The 15203-nt window shown below is 47.6% G+C and carries 17 protein-coding genes; 8 read left to right on the forward strand and 9 right to left on the reverse strand.

Annotation, left to right across the window (positions count from 1 at the left end):
• Positions 1-269 precede the first annotated feature (269 nt).
• Positions 270-1883 (reverse strand): chaperonin GroEL, encoded by a 1614-nt coding sequence (groL, locus tag AC0J5I_RS02195; protein WP_107995482.1) that lies wholly within the window; start codon positions 1881-1883, stop codon positions 270-272.
• A gap of 28 nt (positions 1884-1911) precedes the next feature.
• Complete coding sequence (groES, locus tag AC0J5I_RS02200) at positions 1912-2196, reverse strand: co-chaperone GroES (protein ID WP_086985536.1); 285 nt, start codon at positions 2194-2196, stop codon at positions 1912-1914.
• Positions 2197-2389: 193 nt separating this feature from the next.
• Between groES and AC0J5I_RS02205 the strand changes: the two genes are divergently transcribed.
• Positions 2390-3067 carry a CPBP family intramembrane glutamic endopeptidase gene (locus tag AC0J5I_RS02205; RefSeq protein WP_107995481.1) on the forward strand — a complete coding sequence of 226 codons (678 nt, stop codon included), beginning with the start codon at positions 2390-2392 and terminating at the stop codon, positions 3065-3067.
• A gap of 41 nt (positions 3068-3108) precedes the next feature.
• Complete coding sequence (locus AC0J5I_RS02210) at positions 3109-3315, forward strand: DUF4305 domain-containing protein (RefSeq protein WP_107995480.1); 207 nt, start codon at positions 3109-3111, stop codon at positions 3313-3315.
• Positions 3316-3414: 99 nt separating this feature from the next.
• Here AC0J5I_RS02210 and AC0J5I_RS02215 read toward each other — a convergent pair whose 3' ends face one another.
• Complete coding sequence (locus tag AC0J5I_RS02215) at positions 3415-4047, reverse strand: redox-sensing transcriptional repressor Rex (RefSeq protein WP_086629504.1); 633 nt, start codon at positions 4045-4047, stop codon at positions 3415-3417.
• A 348-nt stretch (positions 4048-4395) separates the two neighbouring features.
• On the opposite strand from AC0J5I_RS02215, the gene AC0J5I_RS02220 reads away from it, so the two are divergent.
• Positions 4396-6351, forward strand: a complete 1956-nt coding sequence (locus tag AC0J5I_RS02220; protein ID WP_475303062.1) for an ABC-F family ATP-binding cassette domain-containing protein — start codon at positions 4396-4398, stop codon at positions 6349-6351.
• Positions 6352-6465: 114 nt separating this feature from the next.
• Positions 6466-7122: an HAD family hydrolase gene (locus tag AC0J5I_RS02225; RefSeq protein WP_107995478.1), complete on the forward strand. Its 657-nt coding sequence runs from the start codon at positions 6466-6468 to the stop codon at positions 7120-7122.
• A gap of 51 nt (positions 7123-7173) precedes the next feature.
• Here AC0J5I_RS02225 and tsaD read toward each other — a convergent pair whose 3' ends face one another.
• The 4 genes from tsaD to tsaB are packed head-to-tail and all read right to left on the reverse strand — an operon-like array spanning position 7174 to position 10006.
• Positions 7174-8199, reverse strand: coding sequence for a tRNA (adenosine(37)-N6)-threonylcarbamoyltransferase complex transferase subunit TsaD (gene tsaD, locus AC0J5I_RS02230; RefSeq protein WP_475305456.1), 1026 nt, complete (start codon positions 8197-8199; stop codon positions 7174-7176).
• Positions 8193-8696 carry a ribosomal protein S18-alanine N-acetyltransferase gene (gene rimI, locus AC0J5I_RS02235; RefSeq protein WP_475303067.1) on the reverse strand — a complete coding sequence of 168 codons (504 nt, stop codon included), beginning with the start codon at positions 8694-8696 and terminating at the stop codon, positions 8193-8195. Before rimI (AC0J5I_RS02235) ends, tsaD begins: the two co-directional genes overlap by 7 nt.
• Entirely contained in the window at positions 8680-9297 is a 618-nt protein-coding gene (gene rimI / locus AC0J5I_RS02240) for a ribosomal protein S18-alanine N-acetyltransferase (protein ID WP_107995475.1), read from the reverse strand. The genes rimI (AC0J5I_RS02235) and rimI (AC0J5I_RS02240) overlap by 17 nt, the downstream gene beginning before the upstream one ends.
• On the reverse strand, positions 9272-10006 hold the full coding sequence (tsaB, locus tag AC0J5I_RS02245; RefSeq protein WP_475303072.1) for a tRNA (adenosine(37)-N6)-threonylcarbamoyltransferase complex dimerization subunit type 1 TsaB: 735 nt from the start codon (positions 10004-10006) through the stop codon (positions 9272-9274). The genes rimI (AC0J5I_RS02240) and tsaB overlap by 26 nt, the downstream gene beginning before the upstream one ends.
• A gap of 211 nt (positions 10007-10217) precedes the next feature.
• Between tsaB and AC0J5I_RS02250 the strand changes: the two genes are divergently transcribed.
• Complete coding sequence (locus AC0J5I_RS02250) at positions 10218-10451, forward strand: CsbD family protein (RefSeq protein WP_107995473.1); 234 nt, start codon at positions 10218-10220, stop codon at positions 10449-10451.
• A 106-nt stretch (positions 10452-10557) separates the two neighbouring features.
• Here the strand turns inward: AC0J5I_RS02250 and AC0J5I_RS02255 are convergent, their stop codons facing one another.
• Both AC0J5I_RS02255 and galT read right to left on the reverse strand, forming a co-directional pair.
• On the reverse strand, positions 10558-11544 hold the full coding sequence (locus AC0J5I_RS02255) for a LacI family DNA-binding transcriptional regulator (protein WP_475303076.1): 987 nt from the start codon (positions 11542-11544) through the stop codon (positions 10558-10560).
• A gap of 24 nt (positions 11545-11568) precedes the next feature.
• Complete coding sequence (galT, locus tag AC0J5I_RS02260; RefSeq protein WP_475303078.1) at positions 11569-13080, reverse strand: UDP-glucose--hexose-1-phosphate uridylyltransferase; 1512 nt, start codon at positions 13078-13080, stop codon at positions 11569-11571.
• A gap of 202 nt (positions 13081-13282) precedes the next feature.
• Between galT and AC0J5I_RS02265 the strand changes: the two genes are divergently transcribed.
• Genes AC0J5I_RS02265 through AC0J5I_RS02275 form a run of 3 tightly spaced genes read left to right on the forward strand, consistent with a single transcriptional unit; the run spans position 13283 to position 15171 of the window.
• Positions 13283-14215 (forward strand): ring-cleaving dioxygenase, encoded by a 933-nt coding sequence (locus AC0J5I_RS02265; protein ID WP_199902983.1) that lies wholly within the window; start codon positions 13283-13285, stop codon positions 14213-14215.
• A gap of 19 nt (positions 14216-14234) precedes the next feature.
• Positions 14235-14843 (forward strand): alpha/beta hydrolase, encoded by a 609-nt coding sequence (locus tag AC0J5I_RS02270; RefSeq protein WP_475303082.1) that lies wholly within the window; start codon positions 14235-14237, stop codon positions 14841-14843.
• 31 nt (positions 14844-14874) lie between these two features.
• Positions 14875-15171, forward strand: a complete 297-nt coding sequence (locus AC0J5I_RS02275; protein ID WP_106449358.1) for a DUF896 domain-containing protein — start codon at positions 14875-14877, stop codon at positions 15169-15171.
• Positions 15172-15203: the final 32 nt, after the last annotated feature.

The raw sequence follows: 15203 nt of genomic DNA on the forward strand, positions 1-15203 counted from the left end.
ACAGTTCATCCTATATAGAACGGTTCTGAATCCTAGAGTTCTCCGCCTAACGCTGTTCATGCCCACTCAGCCAAAACCGGGCTGCTTGGTCCTGAACCTCGTTAGTGCTCAAACTCTGAGCTCAGGATTCATCACACACTGTTATAGTTGAACTCTGAATTGCAGAGGGTTCCGCCTAAGAGGATAACCACACACGGACAAAAAACGTCCGCTTTGTGGTTATCCTCTTAGTGCTCACCCTCTAAACGCAATTCATCGTATCCTAATTTTTACATCATGCCCATGCCTGGGTCCATTGATGGGGGTGTGGCTGGGGCGGGACGGTCGGCTACGATAGCTTCTGTCGATAGGATCAAGGCAGCAACGCTGGCTGCATTTTGTAATGCGGAACGTGTCACTTTTGTAGGATCGACGATTCCTGCATCAATCATGTTTACCCATTCGTCGGTTGCGGCGTTATAACCCATGCCAACTTCAAGGCCTTTGATCTTATCGGCTACAACGGAGCCTTCTTTTCCTGCATTTTCAGCGATTTGTCTCACTGGCTCTTCTAATGAACGTGCTACGATGCGTGCACCTGTCGCTTCGTCGCCGGTCAGTTCCAACGCTTCGACGCATTTTTGAACGTTGATCAAGGCTGTACCACCACCGGATACGATACCTTCTTCAACAGCAGCCCGCGTTGCGTTCAAAGCATCTTCGATACGCAGTTTGCGTTCTCTTAATTCAGTTTCTGTAGCCGCTCCGACTTTGATGACGCCGACGCCACCGGATAATTTCGCAAGGCGTTCTTGCAATTTCTCACGATCAAACTCTGAAGTTGTTTCGGCTGATTGCGCACGGATGACCGCCACACGTTGTTCAATAGCTGCTTTTTCGCCAGCTCCTTCAACGATTGTTGTGGAATCTTTGGTTACGACAACTTTGCCTGCACGACCCAAATGTTCTACGGAAGCATCCTTCAATTCCAAGCCTAAGTCTTCAGCAATGACTGTACCGCCTGTCAAGATTGCGATGTCCTGCAGCATTTCTTTACGACGGTCACCGAAACCAGGTGCTTTGACTGCCGCTACATTGAATGTTCCACGCAATTTGTTCAATACTAATGTTGGAAGTGCTTCTCCGTCAACATCATCAGCAACAATCAATAATGGGCGTCCTTGTTGCAAAATTTGTTCCAATAAAGGCAAGATGTCCTGGATATTGGATAATTTACGATCCGTGATTAGGATGTACGGTGCTTCCAATTCAGCTTCCATCTTATCGTTGTTAGTGACCATGTATTGCGATAGGTATCCGCGATCGAATTGCATGCCTTCGACAACATCCAATTCGGTTTCGATCCCTTTAGATTCTTCGATAGTGATGACCCCGTCGTTGCCGACTTTTTCCATTGCTTCAGCAATCAATTCGCCGATTTCTTTCGATCCGGATGATACGGCAGCAACCTGCGCAATCGATTCTCTCGAATTTACGGTTTGGGAAATTTCCGCCAAACCTTTTACAGCTGCTTGTGTAGCCAACTCAATACCGCGACGGATGCCCACTGGGTTTGCACCTGCTGTAACGTTTTTCAGCCCTTCGCGAACGATGGCTTGTGTCAAAACAGTGGCAGTTGTAGTACCATCACCGGCAATGTCGTTTGTTTTGGAAGCAACTTCGGCAACCAGTTTCGCTCCCATATTTTCGAAGCGATCTTCCAATTCGATTTCTTTGGCGATTGTCACGCCATCATTCGTAATCAACGGAGAGCCGTACGCTTTTTCCAAAACGACATTGCGTCCTTTGGGTCCTAGAGTCACTTTTACGGTATTTGCTAAGATATCTACACCACGAAGCATTGCTGCTCTTGCGTCTTCTGAAAATTTAATGTCTTTTGCCATTTATCGATTCACCTCATGAATTATATTTTTAGTCCAGGATTGCTACGATGTCGCTTTCTTTGATCACTAAGTATTCTGTTCCCGCATATTTAACTTCTGTGCCTGCATATTTTTCGAAAAGGACAGTATCTCCGGCCTTAACGGTCATTTCGATTGTTACCCCGTTATCTGTCACGAGACCTGTGCCAACAGCAATAACGGTACCTGTTTGGGATTTTTCTTTAGCGGATGACGGTAAAACGATGCCGCCTATAGATTTTTCTTCTTCTTTGGCAACTTCTACAATAACACGGTTTCCTAATGGTTTTAACAAGATGACCCCTCCAAAATAATATCATTTTAGCACTCACCAACTCAGAGTGCTAAGTTACATTTCTATATTAATCAATCTCCAATTAATTTGCAAGAGGGAAGCCGATTTTTTCCAATTCTATTTTTGAGCGCTACTGTGCTATACTATTTATCAAGCGCAAAAACGTCAGTTCTCTCAGAAAGGTACTATTAATATGAATAAAAAAATACGTTCAAGGTTAACGTTAGCCATACAGATCATCCTCATCTATCTCGCTTCTCAGTTTCTGCCGGTCTTGATTCTTTTGTTCATTCCGGAGGCAGATCGCATTGCGGCCGCCATGAATCTCTCGCTATTCTTTGCTTTCCTAGGGACTGTCCTTATGGTAGCATGGAATAGCAGAAAAAAATGGACACCACAAAACAGTCTTACGGATCAACCGGCTGCCCCAATCGGAAAAACGCTCACGAACGGACTCTTCGGTTTCATGGGAGCTGTCCTGATTCAGATCGTCGCGATGAATGTGGAGTATCTTTTGTTCAAGATGCCAGTCGTTTCCGAAAATACGGAAGTGTTGCTGGACTTGACAAACCGCTACCCGTTCTTTATTTTCAACATCATCATCTTTGCACCTGTGATGGAGGAATTTGTATTCCGTAAAGCGATTGTCACCCATCTGGTTGACGGGATCGGGATAGTCGGCGCGGCCACTATCAGCGCTTTGCTTTTTGCGATTGCACATAATGATGGGCACTATTTAGTTTACGGCTCTCTGGGTCTTTGGTTTTCTTTCCTTTATTACCGGACAAGAAACATAGCGACTCCGATGATTGCCCATGCGTTGATGAATGCCGTGTCCGCCTTGCCGATTCTGTCCCAACTCATTTCGTAAGACTCGTGGAGCACGCTATTTAGGAAGAAGAAAGGAATAACATGACTTTAAAAAATCTATTAATTCAAATAATCATTCGATTCGTTTTCGCCGTCCTCTTCATCTGGCTGGCAGTCGATGCTGTGAATACTGCAGGCTGGGGATTCATGGCCATCGTCAGCGTGCTGTTCGCAACAAGTGATGTTGTGAAAGGCGTACGCATGTTCAATGCCTACTTGAAAATCAAAGACAGCATGGATAAAAATTAGGAAAAGCTGAACGGGTTCGTTCAGCTCTAAAAAAAAAAGAAGGATGAGGCAGCCTCATCCTTCTTTTTGCGTTCTCTTCTACTCGGCTATCGACTTTGCTCAGCCGATGTCATTGTCCAAGAAATAGATCAATGTTTGCAATTCATTCGTCAAGTCCACATTCTGAACGCGGACATTGTCCGGAACGGAAAGACGGATTGGGGTAAAGTTCATGATGCCGCGAACGCCCGCTTCAGTCAATCGGTTAGTGGCATCCTGCGCCACTTCCTGGGGAACGGTCAAAATGGCTACATCAATCTGCTGGATGCGCAATTGCTCAACCATATCCGTCATCGGATAAACCGGCACACCGCTAAGGATTTTGCCGACGATGCCTTCATTGACATCAAATGCGGCACTGATGCGGACGTTATTGCTTACATGGAAGTTGTAGTTCAACAAGGCATGTCCCAAATTACCCACACCTATCAGAGCCACGTTCGTCAAACGGTCCTGATTCAATGTTTTGCTGAAGAAATCCAACAAATACTCGACATCATAGCCGTATCCTCTTTTGCCTAGTGCGCCAAAATATGAAAAATCCCTACGGATAGTAGCACTGTCCACTTTTACTGCTTCACTCAATTCAGTGGATGAAACACGTTTTTTACCAGCGTTATGCAAAAAGCGCAAGTAGCGGTGGTAAATCGGCAACCTCCTTGCCGTAGCTTTTGGAATATCATTCGTCGACATTATTTTCTCCTCTTCTTTCCTCGTTCATTTAGTACCTCATATTGTTTGTCCGAATGCACAAACTTTAAAAAGTATGTTCACATACTTAGGCTTTCATTTCATATTGACTATTATAGCATCTGATTGTGAAAAATCTACTAATTTGTTCGAAACCGGACTTGATTGTGAAGCCTTTTTTGAACAATATGTGAAATACAATACTAATTGTAAACGGGGTCATTAATAAATTTCACATGCACAAATACGTGAATATAGCAATAACTCTGCTTGTCCCTATCGAATCAGTGCTTGCTGTGATAAAATGGAAAGGATAAATGTGAGTATTTATTTAGAAAGAGGACACTACATATGATTTTACTACAAGGACAAAATTTGGCGCGCCTTTTTGGGGCGAGCGTCTTATTCGATAATATTCAAATTACCGTCCAGGACCATTCGCGCATTGCGCTCGTCGGCCGAAACGGAGCAGGAAAATCAACCCTGCTGAAGATTTTGGCAGGCATCGAAGCAACGGATGCCGGTTCTGTTTCCAAGAGCAAGGAAGTTACAATCGGCTATTTGGATCAGCATAGCGCGGTCGATTCCTCCAATACGATTTGGCAAGAAATGTTGACCATTTTTGCCCCCCTTATCCGATTAAGCAAAGAGGCTGAGCAAGCCGCTTTCGCGTTGGGGGATCCGGACCTGCTCGAAGACGAGGAGGCGTATCAAAAAGCTTTGGAACGCTATGACCATCTTCAGCATACCCTGCATGAAAAGAATGCATACGGCTACGAATCTGAAATCCGTTCGGTGTTGCACGGATTCCAGTTCTACGAAGAAGATTATGATCGCCCAATCTCCCAATTGTCAGGCGGCCAGAAAACAAGGCTCGCTTTGGCCAAAATCCTGCTTGAGAAGAACGATCTGCTCATTTTGGATGAGCCCACCAACCATCTGGACATCGACACGCTGGCTTGGCTGGAAAATTATCTGATGGGTTACAATGGCTCGCTTTTGATTGTTTCCCATGACCGCTATTTCCTGGACAAAGTCGCCACTGAAGTCTACGAAATCAGCCGCCACAAGATCCAGCACTACAAAGGGAACTATTCTTACTATCTGACCGAAAAAGCCGCCCGCCTGGAACAGGAATTGAAGGCTTACGAGAAGCAACAAGATGAAATCTCCAAATTGGAGGATTACGTCGCCCGTAACCTGGCGCGCGCCTCCACGACCAAGATGGCGCAAAGCCGCCGCAAACGTCTGGAAAAAATGGACCGGATGGACAAACCGAAAGGCGATGAACGTTCCGCCCGCTTCTCCTTCGAGATCGCAAAAGAGAGCGGAAACGTCGTCTTGACCCTTGAAGACGGCGCAGTCGGCTATGCCGATACGGTCTTGGCTGACCCAATCAACCTTGATATCCGCAAACAGCAAGCGATTGCGATTGTCGGTCCGAACGGGATCGGCAAGTCCACTTTGCTGAAGTCGATCATTTCCGAAATTCCGCTCTTGAAAGGCAGAGTCCAGCTCGGTGCCAATGTGGACCTCGGTTATTATGACCAGGAATTAGGCAACCTTTCCAAAAACAAGAGCGTTCTCGCCGAAATCTGGGATCTTCACCCTACGCTGAACGAAAAAGATGTGCGCAGCATCCTGGGAAGCTTCCTGTTCTCCGGCGCCGATGTCGAAAAAACGATCCCGGCATTGAGCGGTGGCGAGAAGGCTAGGCTTTCACTCTGTAAGCTAGCCTTGGATCAAAAGAACTTTCTGGTCCTCGATGAACCCACGAACCATTTGGACATCGACAGCAAGGAAGTACTCGAAAATGCCTTGATCGATTATGACGGCACCCTGCTTTTCGTTTCCCATGACCGCTATTTCATCAACCGGATTGCGACAAGTATTGTCGAACTCTCCGCTGAAGGCAGCAAATTGTATCTCGGGGACTATGATTACTATATTGAAAAGAAACAACAAGAAGCGGCTCTGGCAGCTCTGCAACAGGCCGAAAACGCCGTGGAAACAAACACTGCCGTTGAGCCCCTTTCGAAAGCCAAAGGGGATTACGTTTCCTCCAAGGAAAAGCTGAAATTGGAAAGAAAACTGGCTCGGCAAGTCGAGGCTTTGGAAGATGAATTGGCGACGGTTGAAGAGGCCCTCACTGCGATCGAACTGCAATTGACGGAGCCTGAAGTCTACGGTGATCATGAAAAAGTCCAACAGTTCAACCAACAATTGCTCGCCCTCCAAGCAAAGCAAGATGAGCTGATGCAGGATTGGGAAGATCAGACAACCGCGCTTGAGGAACTGAGCGAATAGTCTAGAGGCTAACCGTTTCGACTCGGGGACTGCCTGTTTTGACTAAGCAATGCCGGAAGTTTTGTTAAGATGCACTGGAACAAGTACGCATATTAGGAATATGGAGGTAAGAATATGTTGGAAGCCGTTTTATTTGATATGGATGGTGTCATCATCGATACGGAACCATTCTTTTTGCGATCAGAGAGTATGTTATTGAAGGAATTCGGAGTAGACACCGAGTTGGAGTACCATTTCCGCTACCAAGGGACAACGCATGAGTACATGTGGGAAACAATGAAAAATGAATTCGACCTGGATGCCCCGGTCGGAGAATTGGTGGAACGGGCGAACGTCATCCGGAACCGCTTGATGGAAGAAGATGGTCTGCAACCGATCCCGGGTGTGATCCCCTTCATTGCACGTCTGCATGAAGCGGGTGTCCCTTTAGCAATCGCCTCCTCCTCTCCGTTGACGGATATCCAAAAAGCTGTAAAATCATTGGACATCGAAAAATATTTCAGCTATTTTGTTTCAGGAGAAAGCGTTGCGCACTCTAAGCCTGCGCCGGATATTTTTCTGGATGCTGCCGAAAACCTGAAGGCCAAACCGGAAAACTGCGTCGTCATAGAGGACTCCAGAAACGGGATTGCCTCTGCACATGCGGCTGGCTGCAAATGCATCGGTTTCCGCAATCTCGAGTTCCCTCCACAGGATCTATCCTTGGCAACCGTCATCGTCACCGATTTTTCAAATCTCGATGCCGATTACTGCAGAGCGCTGATAGATTAAGAAGCCAAAAAAAGAGAACGCTGGTCGCCATCGACCAGCGTTCTCTTTTTTTTATTCTCCGAGCACCAGCCCCGGATGTGCATTCAAATCGTATCCGGCAAAATGTTTTTGTCGGTATTCGGTGTAGGCTGCAGCTCCAATCATCGCCGCATTGTCCCCGCAAAGCGACAACGGCGGAATGACAACCTCGACTTCAGGAAGCTCTAATGCCATTTTTGCGGACAAAGCCTCACGCAACCCTCTGTTGGCGGCGACTCCGCCAGCCAACAACAGTTGCTTGATGTTCTTTTCCTTGGCTGCGCGCAAAGTCTTATGCACCAAAACTTCTATGACACTTGCCTGGAAACTGGCGGCGAGGTCGTAGGGATTGATGTCATCCCCTTTTTGGCGCGCATTGTGGACAGTATTGATGACGGAACTTTTCAAACCGCTGAAACTGAAATCATAATTGTCTTCTTTGATCATAGCACGCGGAAAATGCATCGTTTCTTTGCCTTCATGAGCCATTTCATCCATTTTTTTTCCGCCTGGATAAGGCAAGCCCAAAATCCGGCCGATTTTGTCGTAAGCTTCGCCCGCAGCATCATCCCTTGTTTCGCCTATGATGTCGAAAGAGCCGTCCTTTTCCATATACACCAATTCCGTATGTCCCCCGCTGACAACCAAGGACAACAACGGATAGCGCATCGGCGTCACCAACTGGTTCGCATAGATATGGCCGGCCATATGGTTGACCGGAATGAGCGGTTTCTGATGCGCAAAAGCCAGCGCTTTCGCCGCACTGACGCCGATCAGCAACGAGCCGACCAAGCCTGGGCCATGTGTCACCGCGACCGCATCGATGGCATCGAAAGTGACCTGGGCCTCATCCAATGCCGCTTCAACGATTTGGGTGATTTGCTCAACATGATGACGGCTAGCCACTTCCGGAACGACCCCGCCAAAGCGCATATGGCTTTTGATCTGGGAAGCAACAACATTCGAAAGGACGGTATTTCCATTTTTCACCACAGCTACACTTGTCTCATCGCAACTGCTCTCTATCGCGAGTATGGTCACATCTGTTTCTGTCAACAGCCTTCCGCCTCCTCTTTATTTTCCGATGTCAGCGCCAATTCCATTATGTAGGCATCCTCTACCGGATTCTGATAATACTCTTTTCTTCGGTATATTTCTGTGAAGCCTGTTTTTTTGTACAGGTTGTAGGCAGCTTCATTAGAGACACGGACTTCAAGCCAAAGCCGCTCCATCCCCTTCGTTTGCAGCAAAGTGATCATCTCCTGCAACAATTTTGTTCCGATTCCTTTTCCCTGCTGGTCAGGCGCTACCGCAAAGTTATTGATCGACGCCTCATCCACAACCGCCATGCAGCAAATGTACCCCATCAGCTTGTTTTCTTCCATGCAGCCTGTATAAAGGGAATGATTATCCTTCAATTCAGACAGGAACGAGGCAGCTTTCCAACTGGAATGCCCCTCGTTGGCCAGCAATGTAAGTTCGTACAAAGCCTGGGCATGTTGCTCCAACTTGCCTGCGTCCGCCTTCAGATCGCAGATTTCAAAAGTGCGTTGCATGAACATCTTCCTTTTCTTCCAATTGTTTTCCCGGTAACGGCCATACCATCTCCAAAGCGTCTTCTCCATCGCCGTGATAATAATGTTGCTTGACCCGCTCCGGGAGAAAACCCATTTTCGCGTACAGGGCCTTCGCTCTGTGGTTTGAAATCCGCACTTCCAAACTTATGCTAGTGGCTCCTTTTTCGTCCGCAAACCCCTTTAAGACTCGCAACAACAAAGTAGCCACACCGATCTGCTGATATTCGGGCACTACCGCCAAATTAGTGATATGGATATCTTTCCCATCCAATCTGACACCCAAAAAAGCAATGGGCGCATGCCCTTCATATAAAACGTAATACAGCGATTTGGGATTCTGCAGCATATCATTTTCCAACGCCGTTCTTCCCCAAGGAGTCGCTCCAGCATAACTCATGCGTTCGATATAGAGAATATCCGGAATATGCTGTTTTCTGCCGACCATCAATCTGACAGGCAGCTGATTACGCAGCAAATAGGTTTCCTCACCGGAGGGAACGAGCTTTGAAAGGAATTTAGCCCGAATATCGGATTGAATTTCCTTGTACACGGATTTAAATAGATGAATCCACTCTTTCAACGTAGTCTTCCCTCCGATTACTGTGATGCTGTTCTTCCCACTTTTCTTCTGCTTCCGGATTTTTCAAGTAAGCCGGCACAAATGTGTGCGGATCCTCCGCCTTTCCGGATTCCGAAAGCGTGGCCAGAACGCTCGCCCGCGGCAAAGCCTGTGCTTCTCCCGCAAACAGTGCGCGTTCCGCGAATAATGCTACGATGCGATTGCGGTATTTGCTGACATCCTCTCCCACGAACAGATAGGTGCCGTCTTCCGCCAACAAGCGCTGGAACCACTCTTCACTGGCTGTATGTGTGTCGGCAATCCGTTCCACCAACAAGTTGTCCTCGAATTGATAAACAGCTGTATAGCAGTTGCCACGGCGCGCATCGATCATAGGCACGATTTTGTGCGCTGCGCCTTCACAATTGCCGGCAATAACCTTCAAGCTGGAGATCGGCACCAGCGGAATCGCCAACGTCCATGCCAACGTCTTGGCGATGGTGGCTCCGATCCTGACCCCTGTGTACGAGCCAGGACCCTTAGCGACGGCGATGCGTTCCAAATCGGTTGGCTTCCATCCGGCAAGCTGCAGGACATGATTGACTGCTGGCATCAACTGGGTACTGTGCTGAAGATTTCCGTTGGTGGTGACTTCTGCGAGCAAGCGGCCATTTTCGCATACAGCCGCACTCATGGTCTGGTTTGAGGATTCAATGGCTAATATTCTCATCTAAATAGCCTCCTTTCCCTGATTATTCTGCTCATCTAGTATAGCATTTAATCAAAGCGATAAAAAGCATGTGTCCTTCCAGATACTTCAGAAGGATGCTGGATAACGTTTTCATTCCCAAGGGCTATTGCTTGATTCTAAAAATAAATGCGTTAAAATAGATTATAGTAAGAGTAGACAATAAGTGTGACATCAAAAAGGAGGAAACATCATGGATTCAAATTTGGGCGATAAAGCAAAAGGCATGAAGGACAAAGTTGTCGGCAAAGTTAAAGAGGAATATGGCGACTTGGTGAATGACTCAGGAAAAGAATTAGAAGGTAAACTCCAACAAACACGCGGCGAAGCAATACAAAAAAAAGGTGAAATCAAAGAAGATATGCATGATAAAGCCGATGATTTAGCAGATAAGGCAAATAATAAAATCGATGATTGGAAAAAATAAGACTCATTTTTGATATGATACGAAAAGAAGCCACCCCAACAACCTGTATCGGTTTGTTGGGGCGGCTTCTTCTTTTCCAAAGCGGTTCAGCTCCGATTTGAAAGCATCATTTTGTCGATGCACGTTTGATCCATTCAGTGGATAAGCTGATTTTCTTTGAAATTTTCCGTGGATAGGCAATGCGATCCAGCAGCAAAGATACGCCCGTATTACCCATCTCGCGCGTATCGACACGGATAGTCGATAATGGCGGATAGACGTATTTGGCGACCTTACTGTCGTTGAATCCGACTACCGAAATTTGATCAGGAACCGCAATATCCGCTTCCTGAAGTGCCCGTAAGGCTCCTATGGCGATTGCATCATTTTCGGCAAACAGGAAAGTCGGCAGCTGTTCCCGGTTTTCGCTAAGCAGCTGATTCATCATCTCGTATCCCGAAGAAGTACTGAAGCTACCGCTGCGGTGATACTTATCCCGGTACCAGCCCCGCTTGCGCAGTTCAGCAAGAAACAGCTCCGACCGCAGATCGCGGACCAGCATTTCTTTGTCGTTCGTCAGTTCCTTGCCTTCCAAAAAGCCGATTTTGGTATGTTCGCCTCTGTCCATTTCAGCAATGACTTGTTCCATCGCGGATGCAAAATCGACAATGACGCAATCCTGTTTCCATTTGAATTGATCCGAGTCTATGAAGCACAGTGGCTTCCCGAAATCCATCAGCCGCTGCACCTGTCGTTCTCCGAACTTTCCGATTGCGACGATGCCGATGACGTCCTTTTCGATGTCGAAAGTCACATCATGGAAAACGCGTACGACATCATATCCTTCAGCTTCGGCGCGTTCTTCGGCCCCTAAACGGATGCCTTGATAATAGAGGTCATCCAACTCTTCCTCTTGGGTGTACCATTGCAGCAGCAGGATTTTTTCCCTGCTTTTCTTTTTTTTCGTTTTGGTATAATTCAGCTCTTTTGCGGCTGCGAAAATCCGATCTTTCGTTTCCTTGCCGACAGAAAGCGTCTCATCGTGGTTCAGCACGCGCGAAACCGTTGCAGTCGAGACTCCTGCCTTTTCGGCGATGTCCTTCATGGTCGCCATACTTACTCCACCTCCGTCGTTCTTCTATGTATTCTCATTGTTATTTTCAAGTATGCTCAAAAAGCGATCAAAGCCGGCTTGCCCTTCCGGTGTTTGCTTGTACACACCCGCATCCTCGATCACGCGCACGAATTTTTCGCCGACCGCCTCATGGATGATTTCCAAGATAGACTCTGCTTCGAAAGGCCCTTGCTGCTTCAGTTCTTCGGCCCACTCCCGATGGCAGGGGGCGACGTCATCGGTTTTCCCCAGCAGATAATCGGACACTTCACTGAGTTCCGTTTCCAAACGCGGCGGCAGGATGGCAAGTCCTAGCACTTCGATCAAGCCGATATTTTCTTTTTTGATGTGCTGAACATCCGGATGCGGATGGAAGATGCCGTCAGGGAACGCTTCGGTTGTCCGGTTATTCCGCAAAACGACATCCAGCTCGTAGGCTTCATCGACACGCCGCGCAATGAGCGTCACCGCATTATGGCGCATGCCTGCCGATTCCGCCAGAATATCGGCTTGCGGATCGCTGTAGCTTTGCCATGCTTCCATAATGGCGCACGCAGCTGCAGCGACCCCATCCCGCTCTTCAGAACGGAGACGAATGACCGAAAGCGGCCAAAAGAGTATTTCCGCTTCGACTTCCGGGAAATCATCCAACGCCAGGTTCCGGAGCACTTGGGCAGCTTCCATCGGAAAGTGGTGCCGTCCGCCTTGATAATGTTCGTGGCTTAGGATAGAACCTCCGACAATCGGCAAACCGGCATTGGAACCGATGAAATAGTGCGGGAAGACCGTCACGATCTCCAACAGGTTCGCAATTGTCTCTGCATTGACATGCATGGGCACGTGCTCTTCGGAAAGGATGATGCAGTGCTCATTGTAGTAGGAATAAGGCGAATACTGAAAGCCCCAATTTTCCCCGAACAAAGGAAGACGCACAATCCGATGGTTGCTTCTCGCTGCCGCATCGGCTCTCCCTCTGTATCCTTCGTTTTCCATGCAGAGCGCACAAACAGGATAGTTGCCGCCTTCTGTTTGACGCGCGAATTCCATCTGTTGGCGCGTTTTCTCCGGTTTGGAAAGGTTTATCGTGATTTCCAGCTTACCGTACTTTGAATCGGCTGAAAAATGTTTGTTTTTTGCGATTTTCCTGATCTTGATGTAATCATTGTCCTGGCTCAATCGATAGAACTCATCGGTTGCCCGCATTGGTGCTTCTTCATAATGCATCCAGAAACGCTTGTTCACCTCGGAAGGCAAAGGTGTGATCAGTTCCATGATTTGGGCTTCCATGATTTCGATTTCATCAGGAGCATCCGAAATCAGTTGGCTTTCAACTGCATAGCCGATCATCCGATCCAGTGAGTCCAGTAAATTGGGCAAAGGAATGGAAGGTATTTTTTGAACATCATAAGCGTCTATCCCTAGTAAACCCAATAGGTGATTGATGGCGTATCGCTCATCCAGGCTGTGGATGCGGTGGGCTGCAATGCCTTTACTGACAAAATCGCGTATGACTTGGTCGATGCTGTTATCCTGCAAATTTACCCCTCATTCCTCTGTTGTTGTAGGTTTAATTATAGCATATGCGCTCCGGTAAATTTTACTGCTATCTTAACTTTTTATTTACTGACTGCTTCACGCTTACTATTTGACAGCTCGATTTTCGCGTGTTATTATTATTTCGAATTCGAGACAATAAATGTAAAGAACCCAAAATCGGTCAGAAGGAGTGTCTTTGATAATGAAGAAAACAGCAGGGATCCATCATATTACAGCCATCGTGGGTCATCCACAGGAAAACGTCGATTTTTATGCTGGTTTGCTCGGGATGCGCATGATTAAACAGACCGTCAACTTCGACGATCCGGAAACCTATCACCTTTACTTCGGCAACGCGGACGGTGATCCCGGGACCGTCATCACGTTCTTCCCATGGGCCAAAGCCCGCCAAGGCAGCATTGGTGATGGCCAGGTCGGCATCACTGCTTATGCGATTCCCGCCGGTTCTTTGTCATTCTGGGAAAAACGCCTGACCGAATACAACGTTCCGTTCGACAAGACGACCCGCTTCGGGGAAGATTATCTGGACTTTGATGATCCCCATGGTCTGCACCTGGAATTGGTGGAGCGTGAAGATGGAAAAAATAACCCTTATTCCTTCAACGGCGTCCCCACAGAACATGCCATCAAAGGCTTTGCGGGAGCCGTCCTGTTGACGAGCGCACCTGAAGACACTGCAGCCGTAGTCGAAAAAGTGATGGGATTGGAACGCATCGGGCAGGAAGATGACCTGATCCGTTTCCGTTCGGAAGCTGCTCTCGGCAATACCGTCGATATCAAGATGACTTCGGTGGGCGCCGGCGTCATGGGTGTCGGAACCGTCCATCATATCGCATGGCGGGCAAAAGATGAAGCAGATCATCTGGATTGGCTGAAACATGTCACCGCCCTTGGGCAACACGCCACACCTGTCCGGGACCGCAATTATTTTAAAGCCCTTTACTTCAGGGAAAAAGGCGGCATCCTTTTCGAAATCGCTTCGGATTCGCCGGGATTCGCTATTGATGAGCCCCGCGAAACGATGGGTCAGAAATTGATGTTTCCGCCGCAGTACGAAAGCAGACGTGAGGCATTGACGGCAGGACTCATTCCGTTCGAAGTCCGCAACGTATAAATAGAGAGGATTGATTTAGATGAATCATCAACATATTTTTAAACAAGGGAATTCGGAAAGGCCTTTGCTGCTGTTATTACATGGCACAGGAGGAACCGAACATGACCTATTTTTCCTCGGAGAGGCGATCGATCCGGAAGCATCCCTGCTAGGTGTGCGCGGAAACGTGACCGAATCTGGCATGAATCGTTATTTCCTCCGTTTGGCAGAAGGCGTTTTCGACGAGAATGACTTGGATTACCGCACGAAGGAATTGATTGCATTCCTTGATGACGCTTCAGCAGAGTACGGTTTTGACCGGAATAACATCGTAGTAATCGGATACTCAAATGGTGCAAATATCGCTGGGAGTATGATATACTCTTTCAAAGATGCGGTCAAAGGAGCCATCCTTCATCATCCGATGGTACCGTTCCGCAATCGTCAATTGCCTGATCTGCGTTCCCTTCCTGTCTTTATCGGTGCGGGCACAAATGATCCGCTTTGCGCACCGGAAGAAAGCACGGAATTGAAGGCCACACTAGAAGGAGCCGGCAGTGATGTATCCATTTATTGGGGAAACTCTGGACACTCACTGACGAATGAAGAGGTTGTTGCAGCGAAAGCTTGGTACGACAAACACTTCTGACATCTCCTTCCACACGAGAGGAGAAACATATATGGAAAAACTGTTAAACAGAATCAATGAATTGGCCCGCAAAGCCAAAACGGCGGATGGTCTGACCGAAACCGAAAAAATCGAGCAGCAGCAACTGCGTCAAACCTACATCCAATCGTTCCGCAGTTCTTTTGATGAAATCCTTTTGAATTCAAAAGTTTACGATCCCGAGGGAAATGACATTACGCCGAAGAAACTGGTCGAAGCTCAAAAAGACAAACGCCGGACTGATGTGAAAAACATTTTAGGCGGTAAAAAGATCGTGCACCTGCACCCAGAGGACGCCGACAAAAAGTAAGGCCGAAAAGAAAAGCAAGACCCACTCCGTAT

Source organism: Trichococcus sp. TS_SC_9, assembly GCF_056156325.1.

Coding starts and splice junctions, on each gene's coding strand:
- groL (WP_107995482.1), bottom strand. CDS start 1,883: ATGGCAAAAGACATTAAATTTTCAGAAGACGCAAGAGCAGCAATGCTT.
- AC0J5I_RS02205 (WP_107995481.1), top strand. CDS start 2,390: ATGAATAAAAAAATACGTTCAAGGTTAACGTTAGCCATACAGATCATC.
- AC0J5I_RS02210 (WP_107995480.1), top strand. CDS start 3,109: ATGACTTTAAAAAATCTATTAATTCAAATAATCATTCGATTCGTTTTC.
- AC0J5I_RS02215 (WP_086629504.1), bottom strand. CDS start 4,047: ATGTCGACGAATGATATTCCAAAAGCTACGGCAAGGAGGTTGCCGATT.
- AC0J5I_RS02220 (WP_475303062.1), top strand. CDS start 4,396: ATGATTTTACTACAAGGACAAAATTTGGCGCGCCTTTTTGGGGCGAGC.
- AC0J5I_RS02225 (WP_107995478.1), top strand. CDS start 6,466: ATGTTGGAAGCCGTTTTATTTGATATGGATGGTGTCATCATCGATACG.
- rimI (WP_475303067.1), bottom strand. CDS start 8,696: ATGCAACGCACTTTTGAAATCTGCGATCTGAAGGCGGACGCAGGCAAG.
- tsaB (WP_475303072.1), bottom strand. CDS start 10,006: ATGAGAATATTAGCCATTGAATCCTCAAACCAGACCATGAGTGCGGCT.
- AC0J5I_RS02250 (WP_107995473.1), top strand. CDS start 10,218: ATGGATTCAAATTTGGGCGATAAAGCAAAAGGCATGAAGGACAAAGTT.
- AC0J5I_RS02255 (WP_475303076.1), bottom strand. CDS start 11,544: ATGGCGACCATGAAGGACATCGCCGAAAAGGCAGGAGTCTCGACTGCA.
- AC0J5I_RS02265 (WP_199902983.1), top strand. CDS start 13,283: ATGAAGAAAACAGCAGGGATCCATCATATTACAGCCATCGTGGGTCAT.
- AC0J5I_RS02270 (WP_475303082.1), top strand. CDS start 14,235: ATGAATCATCAACATATTTTTAAACAAGGGAATTCGGAAAGGCCTTTG.
- AC0J5I_RS02275 (WP_106449358.1), top strand. CDS start 14,875: ATGGAAAAACTGTTAAACAGAATCAATGAATTGGCCCGCAAAGCCAAA.